The organism is Pseudomonas sp. 210_17 TE3656, from assembly GCF_054821965.1.
This window is the reverse complement of the sequence record NZ_JBTRBC010000001.1, coordinates 4,524,600-4,539,953: the sequence shown is the minus strand read 5'-3', so window position 1 is coordinate 4,539,953 and position 15,354 is coordinate 4,524,600. Positions and strand designations below refer to the sequence as shown.

The following is a 15,354-nucleotide window of genomic DNA, read 5'->3' as shown; positions in this document are numbered from 1 at the left end:
TCGGACAATGAGGCCCCTAACAGGCACCTTTCACAGCGTGTCTGATCAGGTGGCTGGGTTATCTGCAGCGCCTGTTGCCTCTTTCCTGTTCAATTCGGAGTTCATATGGGCAAGCTTGCGCTTTTCGTCGTTGGTTTTCTGGTGCTGGCTATTGGGATTGGCGCGTTAGGGACGATTTCGCCGTTGTAAAAAAGCCGTAGGTGCGGGTACTGGCTGTCATCTTCGCGTCATCGATCGAGTGGCAAGATCATCGCAAACGCTTTTGAGCGTTGCCTGATGAACCTGCAAGGAACACTCGATGAAAAGCGATACCTCCCTGTTTGCGGCGATTGACCTGGGGTCCAATGCGTTTCGCATGATGATCGGCCAGCCGGTCAAACGGAACCGCCAGTGGGTTATCGAAGAAGTGAAATCCTTGCGCGAGCCGGTTCGCCTGGCCGAAGGTCTGCACGATGGCGCCCTGGACGAACTGGCGCTGGACCGCGGTTGGCAAGCGCTCGCCCGCTTTGGCAAAAAGCTGCGCGGCTTCGAGCCTGGACGCGTACGCGCAGTGGCCACCAGCGCTGTGCGTGAAGCCGCCAATGCCAGACTTTTCCTCAGCGATGCCCAGCGCCACCTGGGTTTTCCCATCGACGTCATCTCCGGCCAGGAAGAAGCCCAGCTGGTGTATGCCGGTGTCAGCCATCGCATCCCTGCTGCCGATACCCGACGCCTGGTGGTGGACATCGGCGGCGGCTCCACTGAATTGATTCTGGGCCGCGGTCAACAGGCACTGCTGACCGAGAGCCTGAATATCGGCAGTGGCATCTGGAGTACGCGCTATTTCCCTGGCGGCGTGGTTCGTGCCCAGGCCCTGCTGGACGCCGAGCGCACCGCCACCTTGCAGTTCGAAAAAGTCGCCCGACGCTATCGCCACCTGGGTTGGCAGCAGGCCATCGGCTCTTCAGGTACTGCGCGAATGCTGGCCAAAGTGCTCAGGGCCAATGCCCTGAACGACTGTGGCGAAGGTGGCATCACCTACCGTGGTCTGTTGCGCCTGTCGGTGCTGCTGTTGGAGGCCGGTCACGTTAACTGCACCCGTCTGGGTGGCTTGCAGCCTCATCGCCAAAGCGCGTTGCCGGGTGGTCTGGCGATCATGCTGGCGGCGTTCAAGGCGTTTGGCATCACCGAAATGATGCCGTCCGAGCCTGGCTTGAGGTTTGGGGTGCTGCATGGGTTGATGCTCAAAAGCTGATGGCCGAAGTGCGAAATTTAGAGCTGGTATTAGTGGCGACGTGCTTCGCCGCTGACCTGTGCGCTTGAGTTCCTTGGGCGCGACATCCGAGCGTCGTAGAGCAACAGCGATCCATACGCTAGCGAATCGGCGTTATCAAGTGCCACCTGGGTACGCAAAGAGCCCGTTTTATTGAAGTAGTAGACCGCTTGGTCAAGGTTGCTTATTACAACACCATCCTTATCTTGGGCCCAACCTGCCACTGCCGAAACAAAAGCATAGTGCCCCTGAGGTTCAAGATCGCTGACTAACAAAGCTCCTGTCCCCGTGCCCTCTCCATCGACAATTCGAGAAGAATGCGCACTGGTTATCCCTGAGCGTAAATAAAAATAGTCTTTCGTTCCAGGTGCCGGATCTCCAGAAAAGTTATTGATAACTCTATGATGGGAAACTTCATGAATAATAGTAAAGGCCCGCTCAACACGACCATTGGTGTGCTGGCGAAAAAAATTATCACCTATGGTAATATGTCCATCTTGCGCAGATAAATCTCCTGGATATCTTGGGGCGGCCCGCCCAACCACCATACCCATGAGCTTATCGTCCCCCGCGCCCCTCAGGAATAATTTACCTCCAGCAACTGTGTCGTATTGCTTAATGTAATTTCCTATGGAGTCCCACGCCTGACGAATTTCGTAACTCCGCCATGAGTAATCGGTACCGAAAACAGTTTGCAATGGATCTGGACTCACTGGTCCCACGCCTGACAGCTCGTCGAATTCTGCTATTGCCTCCCACAATATTATTTGGGCATCGCGAAGTGCGGTTGTCACCAAACGTCGCTCTTGTAAATTAAAATCAGCGAGCCCACGAGCGGAAAGCGTCATACCATGATGAGATACCCATTGCTCAATCTGATCCGGCATTAGGCCGTCAACATCAAAATGGGTAACAGGATTGCTTACAACCATCCGATACCTATTCAACCCATCCACATCCCCCGCCGGATCCGGGTTGATCCAGCGCTGCAACCACGGCGCGTAATAACGAAACCCGTAGTAGTACAAACCACTGGCATCGCGTTCCTTACCCGAATAACGAACGGTCTTGTACTGCGCCTCCAGCGTCGAGCGTGCCGCCCACCAGGCCGTGCCGCCGTAGGGGTAATAGCCCTCGTGGCTGAGAATGCTGGCCTCGGCATCCAGCTCCAACGTGCTCGAGCCCAGATGATCGTCGAGGCTGTAGCGCAGCTGATCATTGGCGATGCCTTGCGGTTTACCCTCGTGCCAGTGCAGGCAGCGCAGGCTGCAGCGGCCAGCTTGCACGGTCAGCACGGCCAGGCGCTCGCCCGTGGCGCTGTCGGTGCGAATTTCCAGGCCCGGCAGGTAGCGCACTTCGCTACGCTGCGTCAGCACGCGAGCCTGGCGGCTGGTTACCTTGCGCACGCGCTGGCCGCCCGCGTCGTAGACGTACTGCTCCAGATCATCGCGGGCTTGCGCACGGGCCACCTGGCGGCTGCTGTGCAGTTGATTCAGGGCATCCCAACGCAGCACTTGTCCGGGTTGCAGGGCTTGCAGATTGCCGTTGGCGTCGAAGCCGTGGTCCGGGTCTGGTGCGGCAGTGCCGTCCGGCCAAGGCAAAGCGCGATTGCTGGTCTCGCTCACCAGCATGCGCCGGGTGTAGGACTGGCGACCGACATGACGCAACTCCTGCAGATTGCCGCCGGCATCGTATTGATAATACTGCCGGTAGTTGAGCAACTGGCTGGTATCACCAGGCGTCAGGCTCAATCCCGGCAAGCCCGGGCCGATGGTGGCGCCCAGCGCTTCACGGCCACTGGCTTCGATCAGCTGGTAGAGCGAGTCGTAATAGTATTCGCTGATTGCTTCAACCCGCTGATTGGCAAAATAACGGACAGGCTGGCTCAGGTCTTCGATGCTGAGCACGTTACCGACCGGGTCGTAGGCATAGACCAGGTCCTGCAGCCGCGTACGCCCGCTACGCGAGGCACACAAGCGCTGCAGGCGGCCATCGGCCGGATCGTAGTCGGCCTGGCTGATGACGCCATTGCCAGCGGTCTGCGCTTCAACCTGAGCGAAAGCGTTGTAGCGTATGGCCGACAGCACACTTTGTGGTTGGCCGCCGTCGAGCGAGAGCTGCAGTTCGCGCAAGTCGCCGGCAACGTTGTGGTGCAGGGTGCGTCGATTGCCCTGGGCGTCGGTTTGCTCCAGCACGTCACCGCTGGGGCCGGTGCGGAACAGGCTGGTGGCGCCGGGGCCGGGTTCGAGCAGCGTGTCACGCTCAGCTAGGGTGTCGGGCCAGTCGGGCAGCTCCAGGCTAGCCAGGAAGCGTCGCGTCTCGCTTAGTACCTGGCCGCTCAGGTCATAATCGTTCAGACGCTGGCTACCCGCGCTGTCATCCTGACGGATCAAACGGCCACAACGATTGTGCCTGGCCTCTTCGGCTGACATCCCGGCATAGCTGAAGCGCTCGGCAATGCGTGAAACCTGCCCGAGGGTCTGTTCTCGCCGCAGTACAGGCCGCAGCAAGGCGTCGTAAGCGGTGTGCCAATGACTGTCACGACTGTCCCAGTTTTCCAGCGTTTGCCCGCCCACACCGCACAGGCTCAGGCGCCAACCGGCATCGGCACTGTGGCTGTGCAGCGATGTGCCGCAGAGGCTGAACACTGTGCTCTGGTTGGGCTCGCGCGCCTGGGCAAACAGGCGCGGATCCCAGCTGGCAATGGCACGGCCAAACAGGTCGTAGCCCGAGGCACTGATGCGCGCCTGGGCGGGTGTTGTGGGTTCAGTCCGATGATAGGTCACCTGCCGCACAACCAGGCCACGACCCTCGAGGACGGTGAGCGTGGGGGTGTGGTGGTGCATCTGTGCACGCATGGGGTCGATCCATCACTAGCGGTCAGCCACTTATAAACGCGCGATACGGCCGTGGCTAGCTGGTAAAAATGATAGGACGCTGGTGCAGATAGCAGCTACCCATCAAGGAGCCGCTTTGCTGGCAGCAGCCTTGTTCTTCTCTTCCACAAGCTTGTAAGCCACGTAGTACTTATAAATATTGCCGACATAATCCACGGTTTCGCGTCCGACTATTTGCGCCGTGGCATATTCGACGTTTTCAAACCAGATGTTCTGGTTCAGCCCGGACTTCTGCGCCAGGGCGCGAAATTTGCGCAAGTTGCCGGGGCCGGCGTTATACGCAGCAAAGGTCATCAGGGTCTTGTCGGTCGGACTCAAGGCCGGATCGTTCAGGTATTTGTCAGCCAGCAGGCGCATGTACTTGGTACCCGCTTCGATGTTGCGGTCAGCACTTTTGTCGATGCCTTCAATGCCGACGGTCGGGTCGGCGGCGGTGGTAGGCAACAGTTGCATCACCCCCACCGCGCCGCGATGGCTGCGGGCCGCTTGGTCGAGTTGCGATTCCTGAAAGCCCTGGGCCATCAGCATCAGGTGGTCGAACCCGTACTTGTCCGCATGTTTTTCAAAAATAACCACCAGTTCCTTGAACTTCTTCATCTCCTCTTCTGAGGTCGCGTGAGTACGCGCTTGCTGTTATTGACGTACTTGTTCCTCAAGGTATTGCCGAATGCGCTGCCGACTTTGTGGGTTTTGACAAAACCGGCCAGGGTCTGTTTGAGCAGCGGATTGTTCTTGCGAACAGCCCAGGCGAACGCAGCATTGGAATGAAGGTAAAACTCGTCATGGATGTTCATATCGGTGTACAGCGGACTCCAGGCTTTGGCGATATAGCGGTCGACCACGGTAGCCTTGAGCAAACCGGCATTGACCATTTCCAGCAGGTCTTCGGTTTGCAGGTTTTCGTCAGCCTGTTTTACATCGACCGGCGGCAGTCCCTTTTGCTTGAACGATTCGTTGAGCGCCAGCAAATGCTCGTAGTAACTGCTGGACTTGCGCACCGTAACCTCTTCACCGCTGAGGTCCTCAAGCTTGGTAAACGCCTTGCTGCCAGGCGCGGTGATCAGCGCTTCGTGTATGCCCGTGGCAAAGGGGTCGGCAAAGTCGACAGTTTTCAAACGCCCCTCGGTGACCGTCAGCCCACCGGCGGCAATGTCACCGACACCCTCGATCAGCTTGGGCATCAGCTCGCTGCGCGTGACCGGGATGAACATCACCCGCCATTTCAGTGACTTGTTCTTGTCCGGGTAGGCCTTGTCGAGCCAGGCCTGCAGGGCCTTGCCGAACTCGTAACTGATACCCTGTTCACGGCCACGGCTGATCTCGAAAAAAGTCCGGCTGTAGGGCACCAGAATGCGTATCAGGCGCCGCTCGCGCATGTCATCAAAATCTTTGGTCCGACTCGCTGGCACCGGCAACACCAGGCTTTGCACTTCGGCTTCTTCGGCCGGGGTGAGTTCGACACTGGGCAGGTCCGGTACGGTCTGGGCCGTTGCCAGGCATGTCCAGGCCAGCACAATGGTGAGCAAGCAGCGGTTGAAACCCGCAATGATGTGGTTCATACACCACCTGTCAGATACAGCGTTGCTCCGACCTGTCATCCGGCCATTCATAAGTATAGGCAGCTACCAGCCGGCGCGAGCCGAACACCGCGCAGTGCCTGCATGCCCTATCCTTCTCTGCAGCCCCCAACCGCGGACACGCAAATGAGCAGCCACGAATCCACCCTCCTGCAAAGCTGGCACCACAACGCCCGCGCCTGGATCGAAGCGATCCGTAGCGGCGCCATCGAAAGCCGCCTGAAAGTCACCGACCAGGCCATCCTCCTGGCCGTGCTGGGCCGCCAGCCCGAACATGTGCTCGACCTCGGCTGTGGTGAGGGCTGGCTGCTGCGTGCCCTGGCCGAACGGGGCATCAAGGCGGTCGGGGTGGATGGCGACGCAACCCTGGTCGAAGCAGCGCGGGCAGCAGGCAGTTCGCCGGTGCATCAAGCCAACTACGACGCGTTGGTGGAGGCCCAGGTAAACATCGGTAGCGATTACGACCTGATCTGCGCCAACTTCGCCCTGCTGCACCAGGACATCATCCCGCTGCTCGCGGCGATGAACGCCCTGCTCGTCCCTGGCGGTGCGTTGCTGATCCAGACCCTTCACCCCTGGACTGCGGCGGCGGGCGACTATCAGGATGGTTGGCGCGTGGAGACCTTTGCCGACTTCCAGGGACAATGGCAACCCATGCCGTGGTACATGCGCACCTTGTCCAGTTGGTTCAATGCGCTGGACATGGCCGGTTTTCGCCTGGTCGGCCTGCAGGAGCCGCAACACCCGCAAAGCCTTGTGCCGCAGTCGCTGCTGCTGGTGGCCGAGCGGCGCGACTGAAGGTAAACGGACACGAGCGTTGGCATCGGCGGCAAAAATCAGTACAGTCTCACCCGCTACATGACACGCTCACCTGAGGACGACCTCAGGCTCGAATACCGATCGGGGACGGCCCTGCACTTCCAAGGAAGCAGGCTGTGACCGATTTATCAGCACCCTCCATCTCTCCCCCTTCTCTTTTCGCGCGCGCAGCGTATTCAACACTGCCCGTCAGCGCCGTGCGCCTGTGGTTAGCCAGTTCCCCTCTGGAAATTCATACCGGGACTGAACAATGACAGACACTGCAGCCACTATCTCGCACAACTGGGCGTTCGGCGTCTTTCTGCTCGGCGTTGTCACCCTTTGCCTGCTGATGCTGGGAGTCTCCAGATTTCTCGGCGGCAAGGCCTGGGGGCGGAGCAAGAACCAACCTTTCGAGTCGGGCATGCTGCCCGTGGGTGATGCCCGCCTACGGCTATCGGCAAAATTCTATCTGGTTGCGATTCTCTTCGTGATCTTCGAGGCCGAGGCACTGTTCCTGTTTGCCTACGCCGTGTCGGTCAGGGAAACCGGCTGGGCCGGGTTCATCGGGGCCTTTATCTTCGCCGCCATCCTGTTGCTCGGGCTGGTCTATGAAGGCTCGATGGGCGCCCTCAATGGCGGCGTTGCGAAAAAGCGCCAGGTGAACGCCGTAGACGAAAAACATCCATCGTGTTCACGGGGAGACTGACAACATGAACACCGCACCAAGCCAAGACGTCCTGTTGAGCGACGCTATCAAAAAACCTCCACTAATTGCCCTTTCGACCTGGATGAGGCTTGCCGGCGCCTGGCTGGTGGTAGGCCTGTTCATGCTGGTAGGCGCAGAGCTGCTTGGCAGCACCTTGAACTCATTGACCTCGACCTGGGTGTTTCTGCTGCTGTTCTTTACCATCCTGATGGCGTCTTTCGGTGTGGTGCACGAAGCCGACCACCTGGCGCAACAGCTTGGCGAACCCTACGGCACACTGATTCTGACGCTGTCGATCGTGTCGATCGAAGTGATACTTATCGCCTCGGTCCTGCTGGGACCAGGTGATTTCCCGACCATTGGCAGAGACTCGATATTTGCCGTGATGATGATCATCATGAACCTGGTCATCGGTATCTGCCTGATCGCCGGCGCTGTGCGCAATGGCGAGCAGGCGTTCAATATCCAGGGTGCCAACGCGTACATTTCGATGATCGTGCTGCTCACCGCAGTTGCCTTGATACTCCCCAACTACACCTCCAGCACGGGCGAGTTCAGCATCACCCAGGCGGTTGGCATCTCTGCGCTGACCCTTGTGCTGTACGCAGCGTTCCTGTGGATGCAGATGCGCAGCCACCGACGCTTCTTCATGCAGCCGCCAGCCGGCCAGATGAGCATCGCCCAGCCTGAAGCGCGTAGCGATGCACCCGCCAGCAGCGAGCAGACGCCGCTCGATAGCAAAGAGATCCTGGTACGTTCACTGGTGCTGCTCGGTTTGATACTGCCGATCGTATTGCTGGCGCATTACCTGGCGGTGGTGACCGACTACGGCATCGAGGCAGTCGGCGCACCGACCGCGGTGGGCGGTGTGCTGATTGCGATCATTGTCTTCACCCCCGAGTCGATTACCGCGGTCAAGGCGGCGATCAACAACGAAATGCAACGCGCGATCAACCTGTGCCTGGGGGCATTCGTTTCGACCGTCGGCCTCACGGTGCCGGCTGTGCTGGTGATCGGCATGGTCACCAACAAGCAGGTGGTGATGGGAATTTCCAATACCGAAATCCTGCTCTTCGTCGTCACCGTGGTGCTGACCATGCTGAGCTTCAACAGCCAGAAAACCTCACCGATCCAGGGCCTCATGCATCTGGTGGTATTCGCAGTGTTCGGGCTGGTGCTCTTTTACCCTTGACCGCTCCGCCAATCTGCTTGAGGCCCCGCTGTTTCAGCGGCTGAGCTGCTGCAACAGCACCTCCAGCGGATGGCGCAAGGTGCGATCCGCCTGGCGCTTGACCTGACTACGGCATGAGTATCCGGTGGCCAGCGCTTCACCCTCCTTGTCCAGTTTGCCCGCCCAGGATTGCTCGAAGATGACCTTCGAGGTTTCCTGGTTGCGCGCTTCGTGGCCGTAGGTGCCAGACATGCCGCAGCAGCCGGTGGCCTCGGTGGACAGCTTCAGGCCCAAGCGGGCGAACACCTGCTCCCACTGGCGGGTACTGGCCGGGACGTTGGTCTTCTCGGTGCAGTGCGCCATCAGGCGGTAGGTGGTGGTTGCCCGGGTCGGCTGCTCGGGCAGCACATCCATCAGCCACTCCTGTGGCAGCAACACTTTCGGGCAATCGCCCAGGCCCGGCACCTTCTGGTACTCCTGGCGGTAGACCAGGGTCATGGCCGGGTCCAGGCCCACCAGCGGCACACCGCAGTCGGCCAGGGCACTGAGCTGACGCGCGTTGCGGATGGCCGCCTTGTTGAAGGCACCGAGGAAACCCTGGACGTGCAGCGGCTTGCCGTTGGCGCTGTAGGGCGCCAGGTAGATGCGGTGACCGAGGCGGTAAGCCAGATCAATGAACGCTGCCAGCACCGGCGTTTCGAAATAGCGGGTAAAGGCATCCTGGACCAGGACAATGCTGCGTTCGCGCTGGGCCGGGGTCAGTTCGCGCAGGGCCGGGATGCTGGCCATGCGCACGTTGCAACGGGTCAGGGTGGCCTGCAGGTTGTAACGGCTGATCAGCGGGCTGTCGAGCATGCCGACATGCCGCTCCAGCAGGTTGCTGACCCACTTCGAACCCATCACCGCGTTGTACAGCCCAGGCGCATGGGCCAGGTAAGGGATGCTGAACTCCAGCGAGCCAATCAGATAGTCACGCAGTGGCCGCTGGTAGCGCCCGTGGTACAGCTCCAGGAAGCGCGAGCGGAATTCCGGCACGTTGACCTTGATCGGGCACTGGCCTGCGCAGGATTTGCAGGCCAGGCAACCGGCCATGGCATCGTAGACTTCATGGGAGAAGTCCGCCTCGCCATTGCTACGCGAAAGATTGTTGCGCAGACGTGCCGGCAGGCCTTTGAGCCAGTTCAGCTTGCCCTGGGCGGTGGCCAGCACATCGATGTTGGCGGCGCCCTGCAAACGCAACCACTCGCGGATCAGCGAGGCGCGGCCCTTGGGCGAGTGCTGGCGTTCGCGGGTGGCTTTCCACGAAGGGCACATGGCGTCGTTGGGATCGTAGTTGTAGCAGGCGCCGTTGCCGTTGCAGTGCACGGCGCTGCCGAAGCTTTGCCACACGCGCTCGTCGATCTGCCGGTCGAAGTCGCCACGCAGCGGCGCTTCGTTGACCTTGATCAGGCCCTGGGCACTGTCCGGCGGGGTGCAGATTTTACCGGGGTTGAGCTGGTTGTGCGGATCGAAAGCACCCTTGAGCGCTTGCAGCGACGGGTACAGTTCACCGAAGTACTCCGGCACGTATTCCGAGCGCAGGCCCTTGCCGTGCTCCCCCCAGAGCAGGCCGCCATAGCGCAGGGTCAGCGCCGCCACCGCATCGGAAATCGGCTTGACCAACGCCGCCTGGGCCGGGTCTTTCATGTCCAGCGCCGGGCGCACATGGAGCACACCGGCATCGACGTGACCGAACATGCCGTAGGCCAGGCCATAGCCGTCGAGCAAGGCGCGGAACTCGGCGATGTAATCCGCCAGTTGCTCCGGCGGCACCGCCGTATCTTCCACGAACGGCTGCGGACGCACTTCGCCCTCGACGTTGCCAAGCAGGCCCACCGAGCGTTTACGCATGGTGTAGACCCGCGTCACCGCCTCGGCGCCTTCGGCCAGGGTGTGACCCAGGCGCTCGACACCCTGGTCGGCCTGCAGGTGGGCGACAAACGCCTGCACCCGCGCATTCACTTCGGCCGGATCATCACCACAGAATTCCACCAGGTTGATGCCCAGGGTCGGACGCTCGGCATCGGCGGGAAAGTACTCAGCGACGCTGTGCCAGACGATGTCTTTCATCGCCAGCATCAGCACCTTGGAATCGACGGTCTCGATCGACAGCGGCTTGTGCGCCATCAGTGCATTGGCGTCGCGCAGGGCGTCCATGAAGCTGGTGTAGCGGACGTTGACCAGTACCGCGTACTTGGGGATCGGCAGCACATTGAGCTTGGCTTCGACCACATAGCCCAGCGAGCCCTCGGCGCCGCACAGGACGCTGTTGAGGTTGAAGCGACCCTGCTCGTCGCGCAGGTGCGCCAGGTCGTAACCGGTCAGGCAGCGGTTGAGCTTGGGGAAAATCTGCTCGATCAGCTCGGCCTGGGTTTCCTGGATCTGCCGGGCAGTGCGGTACACCTCGCCGGCGCGGCCAGGCTCGGCACAGGCCTGTTCCAGTTCAGCGTCGTCCAGCGGCCGGGTGTGCAGGCGCTGGCCACCGAGCAGCACGCTGTGCAGCTCCAGCACGTGATCACGGGTTTTACCGTAGGTGCAGCTGCCCTGGCCACTGGCATCGGTGTTGATCATGCCGCCGACGGTAGCGCGGTTGGAGGTGGAGAGTTCCGGGGCGAAAAACAACCCGTGCGGCTTGAGCGCGGCATTGAGCTGGTCCTTGACCACACCGGCCTGGACCCGCACCCAGCGCTCCTCGACGTTGATTTCGAGGATGCTATTCATGTGCCGCGACAGGTCGACAACAATGCCGTCGGTCAGCGACTGGCCGTTGGTACCGGTACCGCCACCGCGCGGGGTCAGCTTGACCGCATTGAAGCGCGGCTCGGCCATCAGCGCGGCAATGCGCGCAACGTCCTCGGCATCCTGGGGGAATACCGCCGCCTGCGGCAGGCGCTGGTAGATCGAGTTGTCGGTCGCCAGCACGGTGCGCGTAGCGTAGTCGGCACTGAGCTGGCCGCGGAAACCGGCAGCGCGCAGGGCTTCGAGAAAATCAGGGTACAGCGTGGCCGGTGCAGTGCCGGTCAGTCGGGCGATCATCGGGGGATGGCCTCATTTATGTCAGGCTAATCGAGAATACTTGCTGAAACGGTATGGTCAGTACACCGCCAGGTAGTGGATGATGCCAATGATCCCGCAGCCTTGCGCCAGGCACAAACGGATAATCCCGCAGCCTTTGATGACTTTTACGAATGAATTACCGCAATCTCACCCCGTCGATGTCCTTGCTGCTGGCATTTGAAGCCGCGGCGCGCCATGAAAGCTATACCCGCGCGGCGGTGGAACTGGCGCTGACCCAGAGCGCCGTCAGCCGTCAGGTCCAGGCTTTGGAGCAACAGTTGGGGGTGACGTTGTTCCGCCGCGAAGGCCGCACGGTCAAGCTCACCGATGTCGGACGCTTGTACCAGCGTGAAATCAGCGAGGCCCTGGGGCGTGTGCGCAGCGCCACCCTGCACGCCATCGCCCATCAGGCCGGTGGCGGCAGCCTGCGTCTGGCCACCCTGCCGACCTTCGGTTCGAAATGGTTGTTACCACGCCTGCATGAGTTCTACCGCAGCCATCCGGACGTGCTGGTGCATATCAATTCACGGATCGAACCGGTGGACTTCGCCACCAGTGGCATCGACGCTGCCATCGTGGTCGCCACCAGCGAACTGCCGGGGCTGATCTGCCATCGCCTGCACGCCGAAGAACTGATGCTGATTCTGTCACCGAGCCTGGCGGCCACCCGGCCCAGCTGGCGCCCGAAAGACATCAGCCAGCAGGTACTGCTCAGCGTCGCCAACAACGCCAATGCCTGGGGCGAATGGTTCACCCACCACGGTCTGGCGCACCAGGCCATGCGCCTGGGGCCGAGTTTCGAATTGACTTCGCATTTGATCCAGGCGGTGCGCGCCGACATCGGCATCGGCCTGGTGCCACGCATCCTGATCAGCGACGAACTGGCCAGCGGCGAGCTGAGCAGCCCTGCCCTGCCCTTTGCCAGTGCACGCAGTTACTACCTGGTGTATCCGCCGCGCAATCAGGCGCTGCCAGCGTTGGAGGCGTTCCGTAGCTGGCTGCTGGACAAGGCGGGAATGGAGCTGCGCGGCTGAGGACGAGCGCGACGCCGTAACGTCGCGCTCGTAGTCACTCAGTGCGGGGCGCGGGGGATGGTTTTCAGCAGGTCTTCGGGGCTGATATGGCCGACCACTTGCTGGCTGCCCGGCTGCGGCAGATCGAAGATGTGCCCCTTCATCTTGCCGATAACGTGCATCTCGCAAGGTTTGCAGTCGAACTTCAGGGTCAGCACCTCGTCGCCGTGAATCAGCTGCATCGGCGCAACCTTGGTACGTACGCCGGTGACGCCCTTGGCCTGTTTCGGGCAAAGGTTGAAGGAGAAGCGCAGGCAGTGCTTGGTGATCATCACCGGCACTTCGCCCTTCTCTTCATGGGCCTCATAGGCCGCGTCGATCAGTTTGACGCCGTGACGGTGGTAGAAGTCGCGCGCCTTCTGGTTGTAGACGTTGGCCAGGAACGACAGGTGCGATTCCGGGTACACCGGTGGCGGATTGCTTTCTGCTTTACGCCCGCCGCGAGGGTGCGCTTTGATACGCGCCTCCGTCAGCGCTTCGATCACTTCGCGGCGCAAGGCCTTGAGCTGCGAGTTGGGGATGAAAAACGCCTGTGGCGCATCCAGCTCGATGGCGGTGGCGTGGTACTCGGTGGTGCCCAGTTGGCCGAGCAGGTCGTGCAGTTGCTCCAGGGCCTGTTCTGGTTTGTTGGCGACACCGAACGGGCCGTCGAGGACAACGCTGGCGCTGACACCCTCTTCGCTGGTGGCGGTCAACTGCAGACGCTCTTCACGCAGACGCGCAACCCATGCCAGGCCAATGCGGCGCTCGGCGGAGGTCTTCTGCAGGGCTTGTTGCCAGTTGTGGTCCAAGTTGCGGCTTAGCGGATGGTTGGGCCGTAGCTGGTACATGCCCTTGGGCATTTCGTTGGGCTCGACGCGGTAGCGGTAGCGCTTTTCGCCATCTTCATCGAACTCGCCCTTCGGCTCGGCGATGTTGGCGCGAAAGCCCACCACTTCACGTTTGACCAGCACGTTGAGGCCGTCGCCGTTGGACAGCGGCTCATGGGTGACAACTTGCATGTCACGCTTGCCGACTTTCTCCACCACGCCCACCTCTAAACCGGTGAAGGTCGGTGAGTCGAAGGCGCCGATGTCGATTTTGCGGTCACTGACGAAGTAGTCGGTGCTGCCGCGGTGGAAAGTCTTGTCCGGATCAGGCACGAAGAAGTGTGCGGTGCGGCCGCTGGATGCGCGGGCCAGGTCCGGGCGGTCTTCGAGGACGTCGTCCAGGCGCTGGCGGTAATAGGCGGTGATGTTCTTCACATAGCCCATGTCCTTGTAGCGGCCTTCGATCTTGAACGAACGCACACCGGCCTCGACCAGGGCGCGGATGTTGGCGCTCTGATTGTTGTCCTTCATCGACAACAGGTGCTTTTCATAGGCGATCACGCCGCCTTTTTCGTCCTTCAAGGTGTACGGCAGACGGCACGCCTGGGAGCAGTCGCCGCGGTTGGCGCTGCGTCCGGTCTGGGCGTGGGAAATGTTGCACTGACCGGAGAAGGCCACACACAGCGCACCGTGAATGAAGAACTCGATCGCCGCATCAGTCTCGTCGGCGATGGCGCGGATTTCCTTGAGGTTCAGCTCGCGAGCGAGGACCAGTTGCGAGAAACCGGCCTGATCGAGGAATTTCGCCCGCGCCAGGGTGCGGATGTCGGTCTGGGTGCTGGCGTGCAGCTCGATCGGCGGAATATCCAGCTCCATCACCCCCAGATCCTGGACGATCAGCGCATCGACACCGGCATCGTACAGCTGGTGGATCAGCTTGCGCGCCGGTTCCAGCTCGTTGTCGTGGAGGATGGTGTTGATGGTGGTGAACACCCGCGCGTGGTAACGATGGGCGAACTCCACCAACTGAGCGATATCGCTCACCTCGTTACAGGCGTTGTGGCGGGCGCCGAAGCTTGGGCCACCGAGGTACACGGCGTCGGCGCCATGCAGGATGGCCTCACGGGCGATGGCCACATCGCGGGCGGGGCTGAGCAGTTCCAGGTGATGCTTGGGTAAGGACATGTTTTTTTAGTCAGGCTTGTCACGGTCAAGGCGCGCATTGTAGCGCGAAACGCGTGACTCGCACCCGCTGGCTGCCGAGCTGCATGCCGTTGTGGGAGCTGGCGGAGCCGGCGATGAGGCCAGTGCAGCATGCAGATACCGAGCAGGCTGGATTACGGCCGCTGCGCGGCCGATCGCGGGCAAGGCCCGCTCCTACAAGGATCGGCGGCGGCTTTAGGCCTTGGCGGCCATCGCCGTCACTTCCACACGCATGCCTTCTACCGCCAGCGAGGCCACGCCGACAGCGGCGCGCACCGGCCAGGGTTTGGCGAAGAAGCGCTGGTAGACCTCGTTGAAGGCGGCGCGGTCTGCCATGTCGGTGAGATAGATGGTCAGGTGCAGAACCCGGTCCATCGAGCTGCCAGCACGTTCCAGCGCAACCTTCAGCGCTTGCAGGGTACATTCGCTCTGCAGGGTGATATCGCCCAGCTCCAGGCTGCCATCGGCGCGGGTCGGGATCTGGGTGGAAACCAGCATGCCGCCGAAACCGGCTACGTCGCTGGAGATGGATTCCGGGTCGGGGTCGGGAACGAAGGTGATGTCATGGTTTGCCATGGAAGATTTCCTGCTGGATGGGATAAAACACTATGATGCCTGACCGGGCACAACAGTAACCGGCTGTTTTAAAAACAATTTATTTGCTCTGGCTCTTCCCAGACGGCAAAAAAGTTGATAAATTTCCGCGCATTCCTGCAACGGCAGCGAATGCTATCTCTTCAAACGAGTGCCAGACACTCGTCGCAACAGC

The 15,354-nt window shown here is 61.0% G+C and carries 11 protein-coding genes; 5 read left to right on the top strand and 6 right to left on the bottom strand.

The features are described 5' to 3' along the window. The first annotated feature begins 298 nt into the window (after positions 1-298). Positions 299-1,234 (top strand): Ppx/GppA phosphatase family protein, encoded by a 936-nt coding sequence (locus ACVI9W_RS21245; protein ID WP_461531079.1) that lies wholly within the window; start codon positions 299-301, stop codon positions 1,232-1,234. 29 nt (positions 1,235-1,263) lie between these two features. Here ACVI9W_RS21245 and ACVI9W_RS21240 read toward each other — a convergent pair whose 3' ends face one another. The 3 genes from ACVI9W_RS21240 to ACVI9W_RS21230 all read right to left on the bottom strand — a co-directional run bounded on the left by ACVI9W_RS21240 (position 1,264) and on the right by ACVI9W_RS21230 (position 5,708). Further along, complete coding sequence (locus ACVI9W_RS21240) at positions 1,264-4,110, bottom strand: RHS repeat protein (RefSeq protein ID WP_461531078.1); 2,847 nt, start codon at positions 4,108-4,110, stop codon at positions 1,264-1,266. A 102-nt stretch (positions 4,111-4,212) separates the two neighbouring features. Further along, a complete protein-coding gene (locus ACVI9W_RS21235; protein ID WP_461531077.1) occupies positions 4,213-4,746 on the bottom strand; it encodes a transglycosylase SLT domain-containing protein in 534 nt (177 codons plus the stop codon). Then, positions 4,743-5,708 (bottom strand): transporter substrate-binding domain-containing protein, encoded by a 966-nt coding sequence (locus tag ACVI9W_RS21230; protein WP_461531076.1) that lies wholly within the window; start codon positions 5,706-5,708, stop codon positions 4,743-4,745. Before ACVI9W_RS21230 ends, ACVI9W_RS21235 begins: the two co-directional genes overlap by 4 nt. 144 nt (positions 5,709-5,852) lie before the next feature. Here ACVI9W_RS21230 and ACVI9W_RS21225 point away from each other — a divergent pair, with 144 nt between their 5' ends. The 3 genes from ACVI9W_RS21225 (at position 5,853) to ACVI9W_RS21215 (ending at position 8,425) form a co-directional block, all read left to right on the top strand. Continuing rightward, positions 5,853-6,524 carry a class I SAM-dependent methyltransferase gene (locus tag ACVI9W_RS21225; protein ID WP_461531075.1) on the top strand — a complete coding sequence of 224 codons (672 nt, stop codon included), beginning with the start codon at positions 5,853-5,855 and terminating at the stop codon, positions 6,522-6,524. A gap of 271 nt (positions 6,525-6,795) precedes the next feature. Beyond that, positions 6,796-7,233 carry an NADH-quinone oxidoreductase subunit A gene (locus ACVI9W_RS21220; protein ID WP_461531074.1) on the top strand — a complete coding sequence of 146 codons (438 nt, stop codon included), beginning with the start codon at positions 6,796-6,798 and terminating at the stop codon, positions 7,231-7,233. Between the two features lie 4 nt (positions 7,234-7,237). Then, positions 7,238-8,425 (top strand): calcium:cation antiporter, encoded by a 1,188-nt coding sequence (locus tag ACVI9W_RS21215; RefSeq protein ID WP_461531073.1) that lies wholly within the window; start codon positions 7,238-7,240, stop codon positions 8,423-8,425. Positions 8,426-8,458: 33 nt separating this feature from the next. Here ACVI9W_RS21215 and ydiJ read toward each other — a convergent pair whose 3' ends face one another. Continuing rightward, on the bottom strand, positions 8,459-11,479 hold the full coding sequence (gene ydiJ, locus ACVI9W_RS21210; RefSeq protein WP_461531072.1) for a D-2-hydroxyglutarate dehydrogenase YdiJ: 3,021 nt from the start codon (positions 11,477-11,479) through the stop codon (positions 8,459-8,461). A 152-nt stretch (positions 11,480-11,631) separates the two neighbouring features. On the opposite strand from ydiJ, the gene ACVI9W_RS21205 reads away from it, so the two are divergent. Continuing rightward, positions 11,632-12,534, top strand: a complete 903-nt coding sequence (locus tag ACVI9W_RS21205; protein ID WP_461531071.1) for a LysR substrate-binding domain-containing protein — start codon at positions 11,632-11,634, stop codon at positions 12,532-12,534. Between the two features lie 38 nt (positions 12,535-12,572). Here the strand turns inward: ACVI9W_RS21205 and ACVI9W_RS21200 are convergent, their stop codons facing one another. Both ACVI9W_RS21200 and ACVI9W_RS21195 read right to left on the bottom strand, forming a co-directional pair. Beyond that, positions 12,573-14,567: a peptidase U32 family protein gene (locus tag ACVI9W_RS21200; protein ID WP_461531070.1), complete on the bottom strand. Its 1,995-nt coding sequence runs from the start codon at positions 14,565-14,567 to the stop codon at positions 12,573-12,575. Between the two features lie 213 nt (positions 14,568-14,780). Then, on the bottom strand, positions 14,781-15,161 hold the full coding sequence (locus tag ACVI9W_RS21195) for a RidA family protein (RefSeq protein ID WP_461531069.1): 381 nt from the start codon (positions 15,159-15,161) through the stop codon (positions 14,781-14,783). Positions 15,162-15,354 lie beyond the last annotated feature (193 nt).